Genomic DNA, 22,524 nt, shown 5'->3' on the forward strand with positions numbered 1-22,524 from the left:
TATTGTTATGAATATTAAAAATCCATTTTTACTAAGTATTCTATTTAGTTTTATTTTCTGTTCTTCATTTGCGCAAATCCAAATAACAGAAAATACTATTGGAAAGAACGTTGTAATTCCTTCTAAAATATTGGATGAAGAAAGAAAAATTCAAATCTTTCTACCTGAGGGTTATGATGGTTCTTCAAAAAAATATCCTGTAGTTTACATATTAGACGGGCAACGGCTTTTTCTTCATGGCGTAAGTTTATCGCAATCCTTTAAAAAATTTAAACTCACCCCAGAATATATTACCGTGGGTATCACAAATACATACCCCAAGCGATTTGGTCATTTTAGCTCTGGAGCAAAAACCTTTTTAAATTTTATAGCTCAAGAACTTATTCCTTATGTAGATCATACGCTTAGAACATCTGGAGAACGATTACTATTTGGTTGGGAATATGCCGGTGGTTTTGTTATTGAAACGATGACCAAAAACCCAGAACTGTTTAGCGGATACCTGGCAGCAAGTCCTTATCCCATTCATGATACCAGCTTACCGATATCAGCAAACAGAATGAAATCTCTAGATAGTATCCTTAGCGCTAAGAAAAAGCTCGAAACTTTCCTGTTTTTTACTTCTTGCAATAACGAAGGAGTAGTAACAGAGGGGACCGAATACCTTAAAAACAAATTAGAATCAGAAGCTCCCAACACATTGAGATGGGAGTATACTTATCTGCAAAACGAAGAACATCGCTCTACCCCATATCACACCCTTTATTACGGTTTAAAACAGTATTATCACAATTATCCAGAACTTCGGTTCGATTCTTTAGAAGAATATAAAAAATTGGGCGGAATGGATAATGTAATTACCTATTATAAAAAGAGAGCAGAGCAATTTGGTTTTCCAGAAAAAATTGCACAACATACCATGTGGAATCTTGTAAAAAAAGCTTCTGATGAAAATAACCATACTGCATTTAACACCTTTATAAATCAATTTAAACCCAATGGATTTATTGAAAACCTAAGAACAAATTGGGGATGTGTCTTTGCCGAATTTTATTTGAAACACAACCAACCCGAGAAAGCAAAAGAGTTGTATACCTTTTTCATGAATAAATCCCCCAATGCGGCACGCCCGGTTAATGGATTAGGCGATGTTTATCGTGCTTTAAAAAACAAAAAAGAAGCTACGATGTATTATCAACGTGCTATTCGACTTGGCAAGAAAAATGCTGACTGGAGATTACAAGAATATGAAAAAGACCTATTGAATCTTAAAAACAAAAAGTAGTAAACGGCAGATATTGATCATAAAAAAACCTCACAGACTAATGCCGAACTTAGTTTAGCATCTCCTGCGAGGTTTATATTATAGTATTGAATATTTCTTAAATCGAAGCAGAAATAGTTTCCATAGATCGGTCTACTTTTTTCACCAATCCCGATAATACTTTTCCTGGTCCAACTTCTGTAAATGATGTTGCGCCATCTTTGATCATATTTTGTACACTTTGCGTCCATTTTACTGGTGCTGTAAGCTGTGCGATCAAGTTCTTTTTAATTTCTTCTGGATCTGTAACCGCTTCTGTAGTCACATTTTGATACACAGGGCAATTGGGCGTATTAAACGTAGTCGCTTCAATTGCTGCTGCCAATTCTTCTCTGGCAGGTTCCATTAATGGCGAATGAAATGCCCCTCCTACTGGTAATACCAATGCTCTTCGGGCTCCTTTTTCTTTCATCAATTCACATGCTTTTTCGATAGCTTCTACTTCACCAGAGATTACTAGTTGCCCGGGACAATTATAGTTTGCTGCTACTACAATCCCATCTGTTGCTTCACATCCTTGCTCTACCACCTCATCTTCTAATCCCAGAACAGCTGCCATTGTAGATGGTTTCAACTCACACGCCTTTTGCATAGCCATCGCTCGTTTAGATACTAATCGCAATGCATCTTCAAAATTAAGAGTTCCGTTAGCAACTAAAGCAGAAAATTCTCCTAAAGAATGCCCTGCAACCATATCTGGTTTAAAACTATCTCCTAATACTTTACTTAAGATAACAGAATGCAAAAAGATAGCAGGCTGTGTTACTTTAGTTTGTTTTAACTCATCTGCTGTACCTTCAAACATAATTTTGGTAATCTCAAACCCTAAGATATCATTAGCTTTATCAAAAAGTTCTTTAGCGATGTTTGAGTTTTCATATAGATCAAGACCCATTCCGGAAAATTGAGCTCCTTGACCAGGAAATACATATGCGTTCATATGATACTGTGTATTTAAAATTTTGACAAAAGTAAGGATAAAGTTGGTACGAGTAACTAGAATTTTTGTTTTGGGCGTCCGGGCGGGCTATTCGCTACAATTCCTCGTATTATCTATCCCTCGACAACACTTCGTCAAACTCAGTATCATGCCTTAAAAAGACAATACTCGGGATTTCTACTACTATCCCTAACGCAAGTGTCTTATTTAAAATAAAGAATACCCAAAGATTATGGATAGTGTTTTATAATCAGAACTCCAATTTACATAATCATTTAAAATATCATGACTTAGCCCATATCTACATTCCAAACTATATCTATCATTGTATTTATATCCCAGACCAAAAGTTAAATTGCTTCCTGCCTCAATATCTAAATCTTCGCTGTGTTCAAAAGTAATATTTGAGTCTATTTGCAAAAGATAAAATCATTCTAACGTGAATTTCTATGTTAAATAATATGAATAATGGATAAGAAATTCTATTTATAAATGACTTTAAGGGATTGATGATATTTACCATTTATCTTTGTAACAAGCATATAAAACCCTTTCTCTAGTTTATCATTTTTGTAATGAAATTCATGAATCCCAGAATCTTTTATATCACTAAATAATGTTCCTATTTTTTTTCCACTTATATCTAATAAACTTATTTCGATTTCACTTCTTTCTTCTATTGTAAAAGAAACAGTAAACCCTTTTTCTACTATAGGATTTGGGTATACTAATGTTTTATTTGAAGGAGATTTAGTTATATTTTTTTCTTCTTCATTAAGGCTTGGTTTATACCTAGATTTTGAAGGTGATTTAACAATATAATTATAATCAGGTTTAGTATACAAATAATCTTTTCGTGTTACTCTTAGAACGTCTAACTGTGTATAAAATGTATATTTAGTATAAATACTTCCTCCATAAACAGGAAGGTTTCCGGTATAGGCAATACTTTGGGGTAGTTGTGAAGCTTCATCTGGATTATAAATCGATATTTGCCCATCAGATTGACTATAAACAGCTATTTCGTCCTTACCATCTTGATCAAAATCTCCTGTTGTAATTAAGGCAAACTCGCTACCCGCATTAGAGTATTTACTAGAGATATAGCCACTAAGATCTAAAATATCTATACGATTGGTTTGTCCTGCATAACTCTTATTATGCATCACGATTTCATCTTTACCATTCCCATCATAGTCTAAAGCTTCCATGTGATCGTGTAGTTTGAAACCTGTATAAATACTTCCTCCATAAACAGGAAGATTTCCAGTATAGGCAACGCTTTGAGTAAGTTGCGTAGCCTCGTCAGGATTATAAATTGATATTTGCCCATCAGATTGACTATAAACAGCTATTTCGTCCTTACCATCTTGATCAAAATCTCCTGTTGTAATTAAGGCAAATTCACTACCCGCATTAGAGTATTTGCTAGAGATATAACCATTAAGATCTAAAACATCTATACGATTGGTTTTTCCTGCATAACTTCTATTGTGCATTACAATTTCATCATTATATCCATCTCCGTCATAATCCAAAGCTTCCATATGATCATGCAACTTAAACCCTGTTTCAATACTCTTAACATAAGAAGGATTACAACCAGTATACCAATTATAATAGCTATTATGAATTGAAATTCTTCCATCTACTTTAGAGTAAATTGCTATTTCATCTTCACCATCCCTATCAAAATCACCAGTAGTCATAAGATGGGCACTACTACCTGCATTTGTATACCCTATATGTTCTTCAAAATCGGTATTATAAATGCCAATTTTATTGGGCCGTATATTATCTAGCGGATTATAGAAAACCAATTCAGTATTTTTATGTTGAAAATTAATTTTTTGTTTATGTATATATAAAGACAAGTTCCTAAAGTTTGTAAAAGGTTTATTAATGTCTTTTAATGTTCCATTTCCATCATAAAAAGAATTTACTAAACTTTTTAAAACCGCATCTCCGATTTTTACAATTTTAACCTGATCATTACCAGATAATTCATGATACAACTGACTATTGACCAAGGTATGCATCGCATCATATAACTCTATTTCGGTATCAATATCTTGATCAGTGATAACTCCTCCTAAGTATTTTTTATAATCTGCAATTTCTCCATACGGTCTTAATCGCGTGGTATTTCCGTTATTATTAAGATCAAGAGACATATTTTCTTTTAAAAAATGGTTAATTGTTAAAAGAATTCTATGTCTTAAATTATCTTTAGCGTATTGTACATTTGCAATAATAGATGGATGTTCACAAAATAGCTCATCATATAGTAATATAAGGTTTCTTAAAATACTACCTGTATAATGCCCTTGTGAGTCATGGAATTGTTTTGAGTTTATTACTCCTGCATCACACCTAGAATATACCCAAGCTCCATCCTCTTCTTGATGAAAATCTATTGATTCTTCATATACCTGGATAGCAGCATCTAAATACTTTGACTCTTTAGTGACTTTATACGCATTTACAAGTCCCCAGATACTATTAGATAATTGGTTTGTATTTCTAGTATAGCTTTTTTTAATACACGAATTATCTCTATTATATTTATGATGTTCCAAACCATATATGATAAACCAATTTCCTAAGTTTTTAATAGCTGTTAAAATTTTATCTAGTTGAAAATCATTTGTATTGATACCATGTTTTTTAAACAATAAATAAGCTTTTGTTAATGCTTCCATGGCATAACCCGCTTCAAACTGTTCTGCTCTATTATTATATCCACTTTCATTCTGTCCTCCACTATTTGGTATCGTTTGACCTGGTCGTGATCTCCAACTCCAAAAAGAACCTACATCAATACCACTCGTCTGCTGTTCATCTATAAGATATTTTGTTCCTTTTAATATTCGATTATAAATAAGAACATCATCATTTAATGTTCCGGTTCCATATAAATTAATATACCCCACTATTGTTCTGCCAATTTCTCTAATCATAGGTCTACAACTAGGGTAATCTACTATGGTGTCATTAATTTTGCTTCCAGTATACCAACCTGAATAATTAGGATTCTGGCCGTTAAAATTTGGTAAATCAATTGAGGTAGCAAAATATCCATTCCCCCAAGAACCTTCTCCCCATGTAGCAGAGCCAAATGTTACTCCAGATTGATTTATAGAAGAAATTTTTGTTGGATTATGTACACTTTCTAAAAAAAGATGAATTCTTTTGATTAACTGATCAATTCTAACTTCATCTTGAGAATCAATAGTAACCAACCCGGTAGGTAAGTTTTCTATTTCCTGAGCTTTAATTGTGGCAAATAAAAATAAGAAAACAAGAAGTGTTATTTTTTTCATTTATTCAGTTTTTTAATTGTTAGCTAATGTTATCTATTATAGATCAAAATGTAATATTCTATACAATAGTAGAACATCTCAGTTTCATTTTTCGGAACTGAAAAAAATAATTCAAATTATTTATACCTAATTTATATAACTGTCTAAAAAAGCAAGGTGAGTTTATTAAGAATACCGGTTCACAATACTCTTTACTTTATTATAATATGAACTCCCAAACAGGTTAAGGTGAACCAAAAGGTAATACAATTGCCAAATCGGTAATCGATCTTTCCAATTTCCTGTAAGTGGAAAAACTTCATTATAAATATCAAATACACTAGAATTAAAACCTCCAAAAAGATGCATCATACCTATATCCATTTCTCTGGGGGCGTATGCAACCGCCGGATCGATAAGACAAGGATATCCCTGCATATCAATCATAAAATTACCACTCCATAAATCACCATGAACCAGGCTTGGTTTTTCGTTTGGTATTTCATCTTTAAGTACATTGTAAAATGTATCTACATCTGAAAACGAGAAACCATTTTGTCGGGCCAATTCAAATTGTGGTTGTAATCGCTGGGTCACATAGAATTTGTATGTAGAATCACATATAGTGTTATACTGTGGCAAACTCCCGATATAATTATCATTCTCGAAACCAAAATAAGAGTCATTTTGTTGGTGTAGGGCCGCTAATTGTTCTCCAAATATTTCCCAAAAAGTATCTGCTTGTTTTCCAGAATCAATATATTCTAATATCAAAAAAGCAATATCATCAAATTCACCAAAACGAATAATATCCGGAATCGTAAATGTGTTTGAATCTTTAAGTTTTTCAAGACCTTTGGCTTCTGCCTCAAACATCCCAGGAAATTCTGAAGCACTATTAACTTTGGCAACAAATTTTTGTTGATTTGTATGTATAAGACAAACGTCATTAATGTCCCCTCCCGATAATGGCTGTATCGCTATTATCTTTTCTGAAAGTAATTCTTCAAAATGAGATGTAAGCTTTAAAGAACGCATTATTTTTTGATGTACGTCAAATACGTAAAAGGATACTTATGCTTTTCGTCTATATCATGAAATTCTTCTTTCTCTAATTTCCAGATTTCGGTATCAATTTCAGGAAAAAAAGCATCTGCTTCAAAAGATTCATGCACTCTGGTTAATTCGATACAATCTGCATGATCCATCCCCATAGTATAAATCTCACCACCTCCTATAATAAAAGGTTGTGCATCTCCTTTAGCTATCTCTAAAGCATCCTGCATATTATGTACTACTATTACGCCTTCTGCCTGATAGTTTGTATTTCTGGTGATTACAATATGTATACGATTAGGGAGTAATTTAGGAAAAGTTTCAAAAGTTTTACGCCCCATGATTATATGATGACCTGTCGTTAGTTTTTTAAACCGCTTAAAATCATCTGGTAAATGCCAAACCAGATCATTATCTTTACCTAAGGCATTATTTTCTCCAGCCGCAGCAATCATTGTAATCACACTCTTTGTTTCTTTTAACTCTCCCACAATCTCTGATGTTTTTCCTTTTATAAATCCTTCTTTCTTTTTAACCAGTTCTTCTTTGGGATACATTAACTCTATATCTTTCTGAAGTAAAGCTATTTCCTCTTTTTGTTTGGTAATCAATCGCTCCATCTGTCGATCTGCCCACTCTTGTCCCATAAATGTACTAAACAACCATACATTACAAAAATGCACTACCAAAAGGAATGCCCAGCATAGTATTGCAATAATATACCAGTCTACCCCAAATAATGTAAACTCTTTTCCATAACCAAATACCAGGTTAAGAATTATAAAAAACACAGAGCCAACTAAAAAAATGATGAAATGTTGAAATAATCTTTTTTTCTGAATAACGCGCTTACGTGCATGCTCATATAACTCACGTTGCTGTGGGTCAATTTGTATTCTTTCTTTCTTTTTTGAAAACATATTAATGCTAACTTAGTACCGGCAAGTAAAGATATAGTTTTTAGCAAAAAGCACTAAAATTACTTATGAAGAATTTAAGAAAAGAATTTCCTGTTTTATCTAACAACACCTATCTCAATACAGCATCTTCTGGATTACTTTATGATTCACTTTTAGAGTTTAGACAGGAACATGATTTAGATTTTCTTATTGGCGGAAGTCTGTTTAGAGATCATCAACAGGATTTTTTAAATAGTGTACGCAAAACTATTGCAACATTTTTTGGAAGCTCTGATAACAATGTAGTATTAACTCCTAATTTTTCTCTGGGTTTCAATACAATATTAAGTACAATAGATAAAAATAAAAAAGTCTTATTACTGGATGAAGACTATCCTTCTATTAACTTTGCTGTAACCAGTAAAGGGTTTAATGTTTGTTATGCAACAATAGATGCTACAGTAGAACAAAATATTGAAAATGCCATACAAAAACACAAACCTGATATTTTTGCATTTAGCTTGGTACAATACATTAATGGTATTGCAATAGATCTTGATTTCCTTACCCAATTAAAAGCCAAATATCCGGATGTACTTTTTATTGCTGATGCTACACAGTTTTGCGGCACCAAGACTTTCGATTTTAATGCTTCGGGAATTGATATTTTGGGATGTAGTGGTTATAAATGGTTATTGGGCGGATATGGTAATGGTTTTATGCTATTTAACCATGAAGTATTAGATCAGATTACACCTTCTTCATATATCGATGCTCCTAAAACCAATTATGATCCATCATACACAAGTTTGCGAGCTAGATTTGAATGTGGCCATCTGGACACCTTCAATTTTGGAAGCCTGCAATATTCCCTGAATTTTCTAAACAAAATAGGCATTGCGACTATTGAAGAACATATGAATACACTAAGTGAATATGCAAAATCAGAATTTGTCAAACTAAATGTATTAGAAGAAAATGTGGTAAAACGCCAAAGACATAGTACAATTTTTAATATAAAAGGTGATCAGAAATTACATTTGCATTTAAAAAAGAACCATATAATTACTTCTCTTCGAGGACCAGGAATTCGAATTAGTCTTCATTTTTACAATACCATAGAGGACGTAAAAAAATTAATTGATGTACTATATCGTTATCGTTAATATCTTATTGTTAAGTGTTGATTAAATTACTGATAATCTGATGTTTCTCCCTTTTCGTTTTTATCGTTTTATAGTAACTTAGTTTTAAATTTATTAACCAATATTTAATAGTATATAAATTATGGCGATTACTAAGCAATACTTAAAATCTAAACCTATTTGTAAAGTTACTTTTATCGTTCCTGCGAAAGAAGCAAATAATGTAAGCGTAGCCGGAGAATTTAATGAATGGAATACAGAAGCTACCATTCTGAAAAAGTTGAAAAATGGAAACTTTAAAGGAACCATTGATCTTCCTAAAGACAACAAATTTGAATTTAAATATGTTGTAGATGGTGAATGGACAAACGAGATCGAAGCTGACGGATATCAGTGGAACGATTTTGCTGCTGCAGATAATAGTTTATTAGTACTATAAGAATTATAATGGATGAGTTTCCTAGTTTTACTGGGAACTCATCCATTACATTTATCTTTTGATAACTACTATTTTATTTTAACCTTGAAGATTTGCTTGTTATAATTTTTGCTACTTCATCCTTTTCTGCTGAAGATTCAAAAATAAATTTTCCTTCTTCATAATCTTCATTTAAAATTTCGAGATCAGCTGAAGAATGAATGTATAATCCTTCATTTTCTATATTTTTCACTTCATTAATTTGGGCGTAATCGAATTCCTGAAGTGTTGGGAATTTTTTAAATAATATTTTCGACATCCAGAAGGCAAGAAGTTTATTTTCGAGTAACAGGATACAGCCATTTTTATCATTAATCATTACTTCGTATGCACCAATTATATTCGAGTTAGGTGATAGCTCATCAGAAATTAAACCTTGTAACTTATCTGGTAAATCAGACAGGAAATAATATTTCTTTTTTAAATTATTAAATGAATTTTTGTCAATCATAGCATTTCTTTTTTATAATTTTACCTGTATTCACAATTTTATATTCTTTATTTTCTTTTAAAAAAAACGGAATTAGGTAAAAAACTACCATTATAAAACATGGTATAACAGCATATAATCCAATACAAGGAATTATTGAAAAAAGCAATAACAAAATTGCTCTTATGAGTTCTATAATTCTAAAAAACTTAGAACCATTGGATATGCAAACTATTCCGTTTTGGTACAAACCTAGAAAAAGGTATATTTAAAAAAGAAGTTACTTTTTATTCGCTATACTTTTGTTTACTATCCGTCTTACCTTATTTGAAATTTGTAGCGCAAAACAGTTTAACGCAGGGACTAACCAGAATAACAAAAAATATAAATGGATATGGATAACGAACCATATTCCTTAAGTAGTATAAGGGTAATTTTGAGAAATTTATAAAGAAATACTGATAGAAGTTATTACTAAACAAGAAAGCTAAATATCTCGTAAATCATAGCAAATACATAATACTGAAATTAACGAATCTTATGATTAAGGTAATTTTGTTAATTTGAATAATAATGGGTTAATATTATAAATACCTATTCGAAAAATTCTTGTTTTTTAACAGTGTTATTCTAAGCTAATTTATTCTTTAACGGCATAAATACTAACTTACAATTTCGACACCTTTCCAAAAAGCAACATATCCTTTGATTTGCTTTGCCAGATCACTAGTATTTGGGTAATACCATGCCGCATCTTTATTTTCTTTTCCATCTACCTCGATTGTATAGTACGATGCTACTCCTTTCCAAGGGCAATTAGTATGTGTGTCACTGGATTTAAAAAATTCTTTTTTTATTGCTTCGGGAGGAAAATAATGATTATTCTCTATCACTTTAGTATCATTACTTTCTGCTAATACCTGTCCGTTCCAAATTGCTTTCATATTCTGGGTGTTTTTTGTTTTTTTATTCTTCTTTTGTAATTAGATAATCTTTGTAATCGTTATTCTGATCCGAAAAAGATTTCACAATTTTCAAACCCGATTCTTTTGCCAGCCACTTTACAATATCATCATCATATTTCTGAGAAATCTCGGTATGAATACTTTCCCAGGCCTCGAAATGAACTTGCAACGACAAACTATCAATATCGACAGTTTGTTTTTCTTTGCTCACCAAATAACTTTTAGCAGTTCCATTTTCGGGATCATACGTCTCCCAGTGCATGAACTTGTCCAGATCAAAATTTCCATTAAGTTCTTTATTAATTCTTGCTAAAACATTTTTATTAAAAGCTGCTGTTACTCCAGATTTGTCGTTATATGCATCTAAAACTTTCTGGGGATGTTTTTTTTGGTCAAATCCTATAAAAAGCAAATCACCAGTATGCATTGCATTGTATAATTTTTTCAAAAACTGAATAGCTCTTGCGTGCAATAGATTACCAATATTAGACCCTAGAACCATGATTACTTTTTTACGATCGCTTATATGCTTTAATCGATCTAAGACTTCAAAATACTCGCCTATTTGTCCTTGCACAGTAACTTCTGGCATTTCCTGATTTAAGTTTTTCACCAATCCATCAATAGCATTTTCACTAATATCAATCGGGCTATACGTAAAATCGTAGTTTTGATTTAGTAATTCTTGTAATAACACTTTTGTTTTTTTCCCATCTCCTGCCCCTAATTCGATTAAATCAAAACCATCTTTATTGGTATCGAATTTTTGAATAATATCGGATTTATGAGTTACAAAAATTTCATACTCTGCTCGTGTAAGATAATATTCTGGCAATGCCATTATCTGCTGAAAGAGTTCATCTCCGATTTCGTCATAAAAAAATTTGGATGACAGGTATTTTGGAAACGCAGTTAAACCTTCGCATACTTCTTTCTCGAAAGTAGAAACCAGTACTTTTTGATCTTTAGAATTCATGTAAAAAAATAGAGTTATTTATCCTTCACTAATCGCAATCCTGTAAATTGCCATCTAAGGTTTGGGTGAAAAAAATTACGATATGTTAGTCTTGTATGGTTTCGTGGTGTAGCTACAGATCCTCCTCGTAGCACTTTTTGATTTACCATAAATTTTCCGTTGTACTCCCCTAATGCTCCGGGAGCTTTTTTGTAGTTTGGATAAGGTGAGTATGCACTTTCTGTCCATTCCCATCGAATTCCCCATTTGAAAAGGGACTGGGCAATCTCCCACTCAAACTCGGTTGGTAATCGCTCTCCTTTCCATTGAGCAAAAGCAAATGCCTCATAGAATGAAATATGAGTAACCGGAGCTGCGTAATCCACTGTTTTTAATCCCTGTAAGGTATACTGGTGGTATTGTCCATCTATTTTATGCCAATATAATGGAGCTTTGATATTATCTTTATGTATCCAATCCCAAGCTTCTGCATGCCATAACAGACTATTTTGATATCCTTTATCCTCTATAAACTCAAGATATTCTTTATTAGTTACAAGTGCATTTGCAATGGTATACTCTCTTAGAAATACTTTATGTCTGCCAAGTTCATTGTCGTAACAAAATTTATTTCCCTCATATCCAATCTCATATATACCTTCTTCTACAGTACTATATCCAGGAATTTGATCATCATCAAAACTGGGATTTTCAGAAAACGTATCGTTGTACTTAGGAAACAACGGGTTATTTCCTAATATAAATTTTATGTCGGTAATCAATAATTCCTGATGTTGTTTTTCATGATGAATACCAATCTCTACCAACTCTCTGATTTTTGGATCATCATTTTCTTCTAAAAAAGTTTGTAAGTGCGAAGTAATATAGTCTCTATATTCATATACCTCACTTACTGTTGGTCTAGAGAGGTTTCCTCTATCGGTACGGATTACTCGTTTTCCTACACTTTCGTAATAGCTATTAAAAACATAGGCATACTCTGGGTGAAATCGTTTAAAACCTGACACATATTTTGACAGAATGAATTCTTCAAAAAACCAGGTAGTATGTCCTAAATGCCATTTTGGAGGAGAAACATCTACAATAGGTTGGATCACATAATCTTCTATCTGGAGGGGTGCACAAATTTCTTCGGTATCTGATCGGGTTCTTAAAAAGGAAGTTATTAAATTATCTGTAATGATCATAAAAAAGAGTGTATACGACTTACGTATACACTCAAATTTACTGATTTTTATTATTTTTTATCCTATAACAAGGTTAATCCAATGTTAAAATTAGAATGTCAACCTCTATATTACTGTGGTTTTCTAAACGTAATCGGAACAGTATAAGCGACAGCTATTGGTTTCTCTCCCCATTTACCAGGTTTCATCTTAGGGATAGCTCTAATAATTCTAATAGCTTCTCTTTGTAAGTATCTATGTGCTCCTGTAACTTCAAGCACTTCTACTTTTCCTTTTTTATTTATAATAAACTCTACCGTTACTGTACCGCTTAATCCTTCGTTCATAGCGATCTCTGGATATTCAAAATTTTGAATAATATGATTTCTCAATTTTTGATCAAAACATTGTGTAGGGGTTTGTCTTGATCGATCACATTTGGGCCACATTGGTGTGATTCCTTTTTCATTCGCATTTTCCTGCGATAAAATTATTGCATCCTGGGAAAAAGAAATTCCCGAAAGCAAAAGTGTTAAAATAAGTAATGTTCTTTTCATCGTAGTTCATTTAAAATTTGGGCTTAAACTGCAACCCTTCCCTTTATATGAGAGTGCGGATCATAGTCTACTAACTTGAAATCATCAAAAACGAAGCCAAAAATATCTTTCACCTCTGGATTAATTATCATTTTGGGTAATTTTCGAGGTGTTCTAGATAGCTGAAGTTCTAGTTGTTCTTTATGATTATTATAGATATGAGCATCTCCAAAAGTATGTATAAACTCACCTGCTTCATAGCCACAGACCTGTGCCATCATCATGGTAAACAAGGCATAAGAAGCTATATTAAATGGTACCCCTAAAAAAATATCTGCACTACGTTGATATAGTTGACACGACAGCTTGCCATTAGCAACATAAAATTGAAAAAAAGCATGACAAGGAGGTAATGCCGCCTTACCGTTAGCTACATTTTCTGAAAAAGACTTTGATGTATCTGGCAGAACACTTGGGTTCCAAGCAGATACCAACATACGTCTACTATCGGGATTGCTTTTAAGCGTCTCTACTATTTCTTTGATTTGGTCAATTTCATTATTATCCCAATTACGCCATTGATGACCATATACAGGGCCTAAATCTCCATTATCATCTGCCCATTCGTTCCAGATACGAACGCCATTCTCCTGAAGATACCCTATATTAGTATCTCCTTTCAAAAACCATAATAATTCGTAGACTATAGATTTTAGATGTAGTTTTTTGGTAGTAACCATTGGGAAACCTTCACTAAGGTCAAAACGCATTTGGTAACCAAAAACGCTTTTTGTACCTGTGCCAGTTCGATCTTCTTTTGCATTTCCATTTTCAATTACATGATTCACAAGATCAAGATATTGCCTCATATTCTCTCTTACAGTTTATATTAATCTTTAAAGTTAAAAGTGCTTTCCAAATATACAAAAAATAGCATACGAGATACTCTTTAATTTATTGATTAAAGGATTGTTGTACAATAGTTTTTAACAATACATTATGAATTTAAACCATTATCCTATTATCATCCCTGCAATTGTAGCAGATAACAGGGATGCTATGGTACCTCCGATCAGTGCTTTCATACCAAATTCAGACAATGTTTTTCGTTGACCAGGTGCCAACGAACCAATACCTCCTATTTGTATTCCGATTGAAGCAAAGTTTGCAAAACCACATAACATGTAAGTAGCCATAATCACCGATTTATTATAGGTAAAATGTAGTGCACTGGCTGGGTTTTTTAAATCTGCCAATTGTATATACCCTACAAACTCGCTTGCTGCCAATTTAATTCCTAATAATTGTCCCATTAAAGCTATGTCTTCTTTGGCGACTCCAATCATCCACATTAATGGCGCAAAAATGTAACCCAAAATAAGCTCAAGAGATAAGCTTTGGTAAGCTGTCTTTGATGCTATCCAAGTGTTTACAGAAGTGATGTCTCCAACCCAACTTAATATACCGTTCAGCATAGCAATAAAGGCTACAAACACTAATAACATAGCACCAACATTTACAGCTAGTCTTAAACCTTCAGTTGTTCCGTTTGCTATAGCATCTAAAATATTAGATCCTATTTTTTCTGAAGAAACATGCACATCTGTATTAATTTTTTCTGTTTGTGGAAATAGTATTTTAGAAATAACAATTGCTCCAGGAGCTGCCATTACTGATGCTGCTAATAGGTGTTTTGCAAATTGCAATCGTAAAACCGGGTCGTCTCCTCCTAAAAATCCAATATATGCTGCCAGTACAGCTCCAGCAACAGTTGCCATACCACCGATCATAACTAATAGCATTTCAGACTTATTCATCTTTTCTAAGTATGCTTTAATTAATAGAGGTGCTTCTGTTTGGCCTAAAAAGATGTTACCAGCAACACTTAAACTTTCTGCTCCAGATATCTTGAGTGCTTTGGTCAACAACCAAGCCAAGCCTTTTACTACTTTTTGAATAATACCTAGATAAAATAATAAGGAAGTTAAAGCTGAAAAGAATATAATGGTTGGTAGTACCTGAAAAGCAAATATAAAACCAAAGGTATCCATATCTATAACCAAACCTTCAAACAGAAATTTACTTCCTGCTCTAGTAAAGTCTAAAACACTAACAAATAGGCTTCCAACCCATTCAAATACAGTTTGAACAAACGGTACTTTTAAAACTCCAATAGCAATTAGTAATTGAAATCCAACACCTAACCCAACTGTTTTCCAATTAATAGCTTTTCGGTTACTGCTAAATAAAAATGCAATTATCAGAAGAACAATCATCCCTAAGACCCCTCTCCATAAACTATTAAGTGAAAACCCTTGATTGGGTATAAGTTGACTAACTTCTGTTACAGGAGCTACTTGCTCTGTTTTTTTCTGAGTAGAAAGAGTATATGAAATATTATTTTTTGAAATGACCAGTGTAGAATCTGTTAAGGTAGTGACTCTATATCGTATAAGGGAATCCTGAGTTGTTTCGGGAAATAATAACAAGAGGTTGTTTTGCTGTAAATAGTCTCCTTGTAGTGTTTCTGAAGCACCATTAAAAGCATATGAAAACCGGCCTTGTTCTAACGAAAAATAATCTCCTTTTTTAACAGCAAAAGTTTCTTCCGTATTTCCATTAACTTCTTCTAAAATCCATTTTTTTTCTATGGATTGTGCTGATAATATAGAGAAAACAAATAGAGATAATAGAAAAGTAAGTACTCCTTTCTTCATATAAATTGAACTCATTTAAAATAGATTAGATCTTTAACCCTAACATATAAATTAGCCTCGTTTAGAAATTTCATCGCGAATCCTTGCTGCTAATTCATAGTCTTCATTAGTAACTGCCTGATCAAGCATTCGATTGAGTTCTTCAATAGATAAGTCTTTATAACTTGTTTCTTTACCTACCATTTCAACATCATCAGAAACCAATTCATCTACTAAAAGATTTTCGGGATCGATCTCCTCATCCTTTTTAGGATTTACTTTAAGATATATACCAGCCTGATCCAAAATATTTTTGTAGGTAAATATAGGAGCTTGAAATCGTAGTGCCAATGCAATTGCATCGCTTGTTCTGGCATCTATAATTTCTTCAATTTTATCGCGTTCACAAATAACACTGGAATAAAAGACACCGTCTACCAGTTTATGAATGATTACTTGCTTTACTATAATATCAAACCGATCTGCAAAATTCTTAAAAAGATCATGGGTAAGTGGTCTAGGTGGTTTGATTTCCTTTTCTAAAGCAATAGCTATAGATTGTGCCTCAAAAGCACCTATAACAATTGGTAACTTTCTTTCTCCATCCACCTCACTTAAAATTAGCGCATAAGCGCCATTTTGGGTTTGACTGTATGATATTCCTTTTATGTTCAGTCGAACTAAACTCATATTGCTCTCAATAAAAAAAGGCTGTTTGAACATGCGGACTTTTACGTAGGTTCAAACAGCCCCTAATTGGGCACAATTTATGAAAATTATGCGTTATTCGACTTAAATTCTTTTAATTTTTCAATAAGTTTTGGTACTACTTCAAAAGCATCTCCCACTATTCCGTAGTCTGCAGCTTTAAAGAAAGGGGCCTCAGGATCATTATTAATTACCACTTTTACTTTACTGGCATTAATTCCTGCCAAGTGTTGAATAGCTCCAGAAACTCCAACAGCAATATATAAATTAGATGCAACTGGTTTTCCGGTTTGCCCTACGTGTTCACTATGAGGTCTCCATCCCATATCACTTACTGGTTTTGAACATGCTGTAGCTGCACCAAGCACATCTGCAAGCTCTTCTATCATCCCCCAATTTTCGGGGCCTTTTAACCCACGCCCGCCTGACACTACAATTTCTGCATCTGCAATAGAAACTTTATCTGTAGCTTTATCTACAGCAGTCACCTGTACTCCAAAATCATCATCAGAAAGTGATGGTTCAAAAGCTTCAGAAGCTGCAGATCCAGCATTTTCTTTAAGACCAAAAGCATTATTAGACAAACCAATTACTTTAACATCTGTTGGTATTTCTGTAACATTAAATGCTTTATTGGTAAATGCAGTACGTTTTACTTTAAAAGGAGAAGTACTCTCTGGTAACCCTACAACATTAGATGCATATCCTGCATTAAGATGTACTGCTAACAAAGGTGCCAAAAATTTACTATCTGCTGTAGAACTCACCACAACAACTTTTGCGCCTTCTTGTACTGCTGCTTGTTTTATTGCATCTGCATATGCTTTTGCATTAAATGTAGATAGTTTATCATTTTTTATCTCTAAAACTTTATCTACTCCATACGCTCCTAATTCACTACTATCTCCTCCATTAATACTTACAGCGGTTACCGTTGTACCAAGCATAGCAGCAACTTCTTTTGCATAAGATGCTACTTCGAAAGCGGCTTTTTTAAATTTTTGGCCTTCACTTTCTGTATATACTAAAATTGACATAAAAATTTTGTTTAATTTTTCCTGAACATGTTTTCAGGAACTGTTTGATTGTTTTGTTAATTTTTTAAAAGAGTTCAGAATGATTTAGTTTTCAATTAAATCACCTTAGCCTCGTTATGCAATAATGCAACCAATTGATCCACATTATCCGGATCTACCAATGTTACTTCTCCTTTTGGAGTTGGTTTTTGAAACTGAACAGCCTTTGTTTCCTGATTTGCTTCAATTGGTTCTACTACAGTAAGTGGTTTTTTACGAGCCATCATAATTCCTCGCATATTCGGAATACGTAAATCACTTTCTTCTACTAATCCTTTTTGTCCTCCAACAATTAAAGGTAATTTAGCCGTAGAAGTTTCTTTCCCTCCATCAATTTCGCGTATCACTGTTGCTGTATCTCCTTCGACTTCTAAACCGATGCATGTATTTACAAAATTAGCACCTGTAAGAGCAGAAATCATTCCTGGCACCATACCACCATTATAGTCAATAGACTCTCTACCAGCAATAACAAGATCATAACCACCATCCTGAATAACTTTTGCTAATTGTCGAGCAACATAAAAACCATCTGTAGCTTCGGTATTTACTCTAATTGCATTATCTGCACCAATCGCCAAGGCCTTACGCAAAGTAGGTTCTGTCTCGGGACCACCAACATTTGCAACATCTACAGATGCTCCTTGCTTTTCTTTAAACCACATTGCGCGAGTTAACCCAAACTCATCATTAGGATTAATTACAAATTGCACTCCATTGGTATCAAACTTAGTATCTCCATCCGTAAAATTAATTTTGGAAGTTGTGTCTGGCACATGGCTAATACAAACTAATATCTTCATTTTATATATGTATTTTTTGAGAATTTAATAATAAAGGCGAAGGTACAAATAAAAAGTATAATTTACTATGCGTGCATAATAAATTTTTTCAATATTCTCCCCCTATCAAAGGGTTTTAATTGCTACTTTTGCCTTCGTTATGGCACAAAATATTTTTTTCAAATAAAATCAGAATAGTTAAAATGATTATTACGATTACATTTACTAATCATTTTAATTCCAAAAATAAACGGTGTCGACTAAAAATAATAAAAACAAGCACATGAAGACCATACAATTCAGAGAAGCGATTTGCGAAGCAATGACTGAAGAAATGCGACGAGATGAATCCATATATTTAATGGGTGAAGAGGTTGCAGAATATAACGGAGCGTATAAAGCAAGTAAAGGCATGCTGGACGAGTTTGGTCCGGATCGGGTTCTTGATACTCCTATCTCTGAGTTGGGTTTTGCAGGTATCGGTGTTGGTAGTGCTATGAATGGCAATAGACCCATTATCGAATTCATGACGTTTAATTTTTCGTTGGTAGGAATAGACCAGATCATTAACAACGCTGCAAAAATGCGCCAAATGAGTGGTGGTCAATTTAATATCCCTATTGTTTTTAGAGGCCCTACTGCTTCTGCAGGTCAATTGGGAGCTACACACTCACAAGCTTTTGAAAATTGGTTTGCCAACACACCAGGATTAAAAGTAGTGGTTCCTTCAAATCCAAAAGATGCAAAAGGATTATTAAAATCTGCTATTAGAGATAACGATCCTGTTATCTTTATGGAAAGTGAGCAAATGTATGGCGATAAAGGTGAAGTGCCAGAAGGTGAGTTTACCATTCCTCTTGGGGTAGCAGAAACAAAGAGAGAAGGTAACGACGTTACTATTGTTTCATTTGGAAAAATTATTAAAGAAGCGTATAAAGCAGCTGATGAACTCGCTAAAGAAAATATTTCTTGTGAGATTATAGATTTAAGAACTGTACGTCCTTTAGATCTTGACGCTATATTTACTTCTGTTAAAAAAACAAATCGATTAATTATTCTTGAGGAAGCCTGGCCTTTAGCTAATATTTCTTCAGAAATCACATATCAGGTACAATCTAATATTTTCGACTATCTGGATGCACCTATCATAAAAATCAATACCGCAGATACACCAACTCCATATTCTCCACAACTATTAGAAGAATGGTTACCTAACAGTAAAGATGTTGTTAAAGCTGTTAAAAAAGTGATGTATAAATAAAATGAACTCCTTTATTTTGCGTTTCATCAGTTTTCGGAACATCACCAAATATAAAAATGGCCCAAAAATTGAGGTGATCCACTAATTATTGCAAGTATTAATCTTATATAGTATTAGATGAGACATTTGATTTTAGGAATACTTTTTACTTTATTGAGTTGTACATTTCTTTATTCACAAACTAAAATTGGTGGCCAGGTTTATGATAGCAATAAGCAACCTGTTCCTTTTGCTAATATTGTATTTGCAAATTCTACAATAGGAACTATAACCGATGAAAACGGTAGGTTCTATATGGAATCTGACAACAATTATTCTAATGTTAAAGTTTCATTTATTGGTTTTAAAACCAAAACTATAAAGCTAACCAAACGGGTTACCTATAAGATGGAAATCACCCTCGAAGAGGAAGCCGCTGCATTGGATGAAGTTGTTATTTATAAAGGAAAAACTTCTAAAAAAAATAATCCTGCGATCGATATTCTAAGAAAAATCTGGAAAAACCGACGAGAAAATGGAGTTAAAAAGTTTAAGCAATACACCTATGATAAATATGAAAAATTAGAATTTGACCTTAATACGATTGATAGTGCTTTGGTTAATAGCAGGATTTTTAACGGCATGGAATTTATTTTTGATGATGTAGATACATCAAGAATAACCGGAAAAACCTATTTACCTATTTTTCTTAATGAAGCACTTTCTAAAGTGTATGGTGATAATGTAATTAATGAAGAGAAAGAAGTGCTGGCAGGAAATAAAAATGCTGGTTTTAGTGATAATCAAACTTTAATCGCATTTGTTAAAGACCTGTACTCTGACTACGATGTTTATGAAAATTATCTAAAATTCTTTGACAAAAGCTTTACCAGTCCATTATCTCGAACAGGAATTAGTGTATATAACTATGTCTTAACAGATAGTGCATATATAGATAATAAATGGTGTTATAACATTATATATTATCCCAGAAGAAAAAATGAGTTGACTTTTAAAGGAGATTTTTGGGTTAATGATACAACCTGGGCCATTAAAGAAATAAACCTGGAAGTTACAAAGAGTGCCAATATTAATTGGGTAAAAGATTTATATATCGAACAAGAGTTCGATGTATTAAATGATTCTATTTTTCTAATTACCAAAGATTATTTTCAGTCTGATTTTGCTTTTAGTAAGAAAGAAAAATCACGCGGAGTATATGGTAAAAGAACAACTTTATATGACAATTATAAATTTGACATAAAAAAAGATAAAAAATTCTATCAAAGTCAGGTAGATCCATATGACCAGGATATCTATAACAGAGAGGATTCTTTCTGGGCTAATGCCAGAATGGAAAAACTGAATAAGGATGAACAAAAAGTATACAAACTGCTCGATACCCTTAAGACAGTAAAAGCTTTTAAACGACTCTATAATATAGGAACCATATTAGCTTCGGGATATGTAGAGTTTAATGGTTTTGATTTTGGTCCTCTTTTTAATACCATTGGATTTAATGATATTGAAGGATTTAGGCTTAGAGCTGGTGGTAGAACATATTTTACTGCTAATGATCGATGGCGTATAGAAGGTTATGGCGCTTATGGTTTTAAAGACAATAAGTTTAAATATGGAATTTCGGGAAAATATCTTGTGGATCGAAAATCAAGACTTATCGTAGCTGCCGGAAACCGACGAGATGTAGAGCAACTTGGTGCCAGTCTAACCAATACTAATAATGTTGAAGGAAGAAGTCTAGCCTCCTCCTCTGTTATCGCTACCGGAGATAATGATAGGCTTACATCTATTAATCTGTCTGCATTTTCTATGCAAATAGAGCCTAAGAAAAATTTAACAGTAGGAATAACAGGGTCCTACAGAACTTTAAAACCGGCAGACCCTACTTTATTTAGCTTAGATTTTCTTGATCCCGAAACCAATGAATTGCGAACTCAAATCAAACAAACCGAAATAGCAACGCAAATTACATATACACCAGGTAGGAAAACTACTGGTTATGGCGTAGATAGAATTGTTGTAAATGATGGTGATTTCTCGACTTTATTCCTAAACTACAGTGTTGGTGTAAAGGGCTTGATCGAAAGTGATTTTGAGTATCAAAAACTACAATTTTTCTATCGACAACCATGGAACATTGGAGGTTTCGGTGTATTAAACAGCTCATTAGAAGTCGGAAAAACATTTGGCGAAGTCCCACTAGGCCTATTAAGTGTTATCCCGGGAAATCAAACTTATCTTTCTATATATAATACTTTTCCGCTATTAAACTATTATGAATTTGTTACAGATACCTATACTTCTCTTCACTTAGAACATAATTTTAACGGTAGAATATTTTCTAGAATACCACTACTAAGAAAACTTAATCTTAGAGAGTTAGTTGGTATAAGAGGTGTTTGGGGAGAGTTATCTGATGAAAATATCGCAATCGATGCTTCAGGCTTTTTACAATCTGTAGGAGCTCCTAACGACGAAGTTTATTGGGAATATAGTTTGGGTGTAGGGAATATTTTTAAAGTTTTCAGAATAGATTTTCATTTTAGAGGAAATTATTTTGACAATCCTGATGCTCGTAAATTTGGAGTTACCGGATCTTTTGGGTTTTATTTCTAAAGAATTTATTACAGCGCAGTTTTAAACCTTGGATTACATCATAGAATCATTATATTTTTCTGTATTGTTAGCGTGTATTTTTATCTAAAAACCTTTTAGGTTATCACAATTTTAAGATTTAACTAAAAAAGCAATAATTTTTCTTTATAAATTTTAACTAACCCCTTG

General features: G+C 33.0%; 20 protein-coding genes. 5 read left to right on the plus strand and 15 right to left on the minus strand.

The window, feature by feature from the left end; genetic code table 11:
* The first annotated feature begins 7 nt into the window (after positions 1–7).
* Positions 8–1,285, plus strand: a complete 1,278-nt coding sequence (locus Z053_RS0111475; protein WP_025665153.1) for an alpha/beta hydrolase-fold protein — start codon at positions 8–10, stop codon at positions 1,283–1,285.
* Positions 1,286–1,382: 97 nt separating this feature from the next.
* On the opposite strand, the gene fabD is transcribed toward Z053_RS0111475, so the two are convergent.
* From fabD to Z053_RS0111500, 5 genes are all read right to left on the minus strand, one after another.
* Positions 1,383–2,264, minus strand: coding sequence for an ACP S-malonyltransferase (gene fabD / locus Z053_RS0111480; RefSeq protein ID WP_025665154.1), 882 nt, complete (start codon positions 2,262–2,264; stop codon positions 1,383–1,385).
* A gap of 207 nt (positions 2,265–2,471) precedes the next feature.
* Positions 2,472–2,684 carry a hypothetical protein gene (locus tag Z053_RS0111485; RefSeq protein ID WP_025665155.1) on the minus strand — a complete coding sequence of 71 codons (213 nt, stop codon included), beginning with the start codon at positions 2,682–2,684 and terminating at the stop codon, positions 2,472–2,474.
* Between the two features lie 62 nt (positions 2,685–2,746).
* Positions 2,747–5,587, minus strand: a complete 2,841-nt coding sequence (locus tag Z053_RS0111490) for an FG-GAP repeat domain-containing protein (protein WP_025665156.1) — start codon at positions 5,585–5,587, stop codon at positions 2,747–2,749.
* A 165-nt stretch (positions 5,588–5,752) separates the two neighbouring features.
* A complete protein-coding gene (locus Z053_RS0111495; RefSeq protein WP_025665157.1) occupies positions 5,753–6,604 on the minus strand; it encodes a fructosamine kinase family protein in 852 nt (283 codons plus the stop codon).
* The gene (locus Z053_RS0111500; protein WP_025665158.1) at positions 6,604–7,542 is read right to left on the minus strand and encodes a dihydrofolate reductase; all 939 of its coding nucleotides are present in this window, start codon (positions 7,540–7,542) and stop codon (positions 6,604–6,606) included. The genes Z053_RS0111495 and Z053_RS0111500 overlap by 1 nt, the downstream gene beginning before the upstream one ends.
* A gap of 65 nt (positions 7,543–7,607) precedes the next feature.
* On the opposite strand from Z053_RS0111500, the gene Z053_RS0111505 reads away from it, so the two are divergent.
* A complete protein-coding gene (locus Z053_RS0111505) occupies positions 7,608–8,687 on the plus strand; it encodes an aminotransferase class V-fold PLP-dependent enzyme (RefSeq protein ID WP_025665159.1) in 1,080 nt (359 codons plus the stop codon).
* Positions 8,688–8,808: 121 nt separating this feature from the next.
* A complete protein-coding gene (locus Z053_RS0111510) occupies positions 8,809–9,105 on the plus strand; it encodes an isoamylase early set domain-containing protein (protein WP_025665160.1) in 297 nt (98 codons plus the stop codon).
* A gap of 73 nt (positions 9,106–9,178) precedes the next feature.
* On the opposite strand, the gene Z053_RS0111515 is transcribed toward Z053_RS0111510, so the two are convergent.
* The 10 genes from Z053_RS0111515 to Z053_RS0111565 form a co-directional block, all read right to left on the minus strand.
* A complete protein-coding gene (locus Z053_RS0111515; RefSeq protein WP_025665161.1) occupies positions 9,179–9,595 on the minus strand; it encodes a hypothetical protein in 417 nt (138 codons plus the stop codon).
* A gap of 641 nt (positions 9,596–10,236) precedes the next feature.
* A complete protein-coding gene (locus Z053_RS0111525) occupies positions 10,237–10,518 on the minus strand; it encodes a DUF427 domain-containing protein (RefSeq protein WP_025665162.1) in 282 nt (93 codons plus the stop codon).
* Positions 10,519–10,540: 22 nt separating this feature from the next.
* A complete protein-coding gene (egtD, locus tag Z053_RS0111530) occupies positions 10,541–11,515 on the minus strand; it encodes an L-histidine N(alpha)-methyltransferase (protein ID WP_025665163.1) in 975 nt (324 codons plus the stop codon).
* 14 nt (positions 11,516–11,529) lie between these two features.
* Positions 11,530–12,702, minus strand: a complete 1,173-nt coding sequence (gene egtB / locus Z053_RS0111535; protein ID WP_025665164.1) for an ergothioneine biosynthesis protein EgtB — start codon at positions 12,700–12,702, stop codon at positions 11,530–11,532.
* A gap of 110 nt (positions 12,703–12,812) precedes the next feature.
* On the minus strand, positions 12,813–13,238 hold the full coding sequence (locus Z053_RS0111540) for an energy transducer TonB (RefSeq protein ID WP_025665165.1): 426 nt from the start codon (positions 13,236–13,238) through the stop codon (positions 12,813–12,815).
* Positions 13,239–13,261: 23 nt separating this feature from the next.
* Entirely contained in the window at positions 13,262–14,086 is an 825-nt protein-coding gene (locus tag Z053_RS0111545) for a thymidylate synthase (RefSeq protein WP_025665166.1), read from the minus strand.
* Positions 14,087–14,230: 144 nt separating this feature from the next.
* Positions 14,231–15,949 (minus strand): NupC/NupG family nucleoside CNT transporter, encoded by a 1,719-nt coding sequence (locus tag Z053_RS0111550; RefSeq protein ID WP_370540760.1) that lies wholly within the window; start codon positions 15,947–15,949, stop codon positions 14,231–14,233.
* Between the two features lie 36 nt (positions 15,950–15,985).
* Positions 15,986–16,603, minus strand: a complete 618-nt coding sequence (locus tag Z053_RS0111555; protein ID WP_025665168.1) for a bifunctional nuclease family protein — start codon at positions 16,601–16,603, stop codon at positions 15,986–15,988.
* 86 nt (positions 16,604–16,689) lie between these two features.
* Complete coding sequence (locus tag Z053_RS0111560; RefSeq protein WP_025665169.1) at positions 16,690–17,658, minus strand: electron transfer flavoprotein subunit alpha/FixB family protein; 969 nt, start codon at positions 17,656–17,658, stop codon at positions 16,690–16,692.
* A gap of 95 nt (positions 17,659–17,753) precedes the next feature.
* Positions 17,754–18,500 (minus strand): electron transfer flavoprotein subunit beta/FixA family protein, encoded by a 747-nt coding sequence (locus Z053_RS0111565; RefSeq protein WP_025665170.1) that lies wholly within the window; start codon positions 18,498–18,500, stop codon positions 17,754–17,756.
* A gap of 232 nt (positions 18,501–18,732) precedes the next feature.
* Here Z053_RS0111565 and Z053_RS0111570 point away from each other — a divergent pair, with 232 nt between their 5' ends.
* Both Z053_RS0111570 and Z053_RS0111575 read left to right on the plus strand, forming a co-directional pair.
* Positions 18,733–19,740 (plus strand): pyruvate dehydrogenase complex E1 component subunit beta, encoded by a 1,008-nt coding sequence (locus tag Z053_RS0111570; RefSeq protein WP_255409750.1) that lies wholly within the window; start codon positions 18,733–18,735, stop codon positions 19,738–19,740.
* A gap of 117 nt (positions 19,741–19,857) precedes the next feature.
* A complete protein-coding gene (locus tag Z053_RS0111575) occupies positions 19,858–22,356 on the plus strand; it encodes a DUF5686 and carboxypeptidase-like regulatory domain-containing protein (protein ID WP_025665172.1) in 2,499 nt (832 codons plus the stop codon).
* Positions 22,357–22,524: the final 168 nt, after the last annotated feature.

Origin of the sequence: Aquimarina megaterium XH134 (genome assembly GCF_000520975.1) — a bacterium.
Lineage (GTDB): Bacteria > Bacteroidota > Bacteroidia > Flavobacteriales > Flavobacteriaceae > Aquimarina > Aquimarina megaterium.

What these genes read in the sequence shown, in the direction of transcription:
- Z053_RS0111475 (WP_025665153.1), top strand. Translation starts at nt 8, where the DNA reads ATGAATATTAAAAATCCATTTTTACTAAGTATTCTATTTAGTTTTATT.
- fabD (WP_025665154.1), bottom strand. Translation starts at nt 2,264, where the DNA reads ATGAACGCATATGTATTTCCTGGTCAAGGAGCTCAATTTTCCGGAATG.
- Z053_RS0111490 (WP_025665156.1), bottom strand. Translation starts at nt 5,587, where the DNA reads ATGAAAAAAATAACACTTCTTGTTTTCTTATTTTTATTTGCCACAATT.
- Z053_RS0111495 (WP_025665157.1), bottom strand. Translation starts at nt 6,604, where the DNA reads ATGCGTTCTTTAAAGCTTACATCTCATTTTGAAGAATTACTTTCAGAA.
- Z053_RS0111500 (WP_025665158.1), bottom strand. Translation starts at nt 7,542, where the DNA reads ATGTTTTCAAAAAAGAAAGAAAGAATACAAATTGACCCACAGCAACGT.
- Z053_RS0111505 (WP_025665159.1), top strand. Translation starts at nt 7,608, where the DNA reads ATGAAGAATTTAAGAAAAGAATTTCCTGTTTTATCTAACAACACCTAT.
- Z053_RS0111510 (WP_025665160.1), top strand. Translation starts at nt 8,809, where the DNA reads ATGGCGATTACTAAGCAATACTTAAAATCTAAACCTATTTGTAAAGTT.
- Z053_RS0111515 (WP_025665161.1), bottom strand. Translation starts at nt 9,595, where the DNA reads ATGATTGACAAAAATTCATTTAATAATTTAAAAAAGAAATATTATTTC.
- Z053_RS0111525 (WP_025665162.1), bottom strand. Translation starts at nt 10,518, where the DNA reads ATGAAAGCAATTTGGAACGGACAGGTATTAGCAGAAAGTAATGATACT.
- egtD (WP_025665163.1), bottom strand. Translation starts at nt 11,515, where the DNA reads ATGAATTCTAAAGATCAAAAAGTACTGGTTTCTACTTTCGAGAAAGAA.
- egtB (WP_025665164.1), bottom strand. Translation starts at nt 12,702, where the DNA reads ATGATCATTACAGATAATTTAATAACTTCCTTTTTAAGAACCCGATCA.
- Z053_RS0111540 (WP_025665165.1), bottom strand. Translation starts at nt 13,238, where the DNA reads ATGAAAAGAACATTACTTATTTTAACACTTTTGCTTTCGGGAATTTCT.
- Z053_RS0111545 (WP_025665166.1), bottom strand. Translation starts at nt 14,086, where the DNA reads ATGAGGCAATATCTTGATCTTGTGAATCATGTAATTGAAAATGGAAAT.
- Z053_RS0111550 (WP_370540760.1), bottom strand. Translation starts at nt 15,949, where the DNA reads ATGAGTTCAATTTATATGAAGAAAGGAGTACTTACTTTTCTATTATCT.
- Z053_RS0111555 (WP_025665168.1), bottom strand. Translation starts at nt 16,603, where the DNA reads ATGAGTTTAGTTCGACTGAACATAAAAGGAATATCATACAGTCAAACC.
- Z053_RS0111560 (WP_025665169.1), bottom strand. Translation starts at nt 17,658, where the DNA reads ATGTCAATTTTAGTATATACAGAAAGTGAAGGCCAAAAATTTAAAAAA.
- Z053_RS0111565 (WP_025665170.1), bottom strand. Translation starts at nt 18,500, where the DNA reads ATGAAGATATTAGTTTGTATTAGCCATGTGCCAGACACAACTTCCAAA.
- Z053_RS0111575 (WP_025665172.1), top strand. Translation starts at nt 19,858, where the DNA reads ATGAGACATTTGATTTTAGGAATACTTTTTACTTTATTGAGTTGTACA.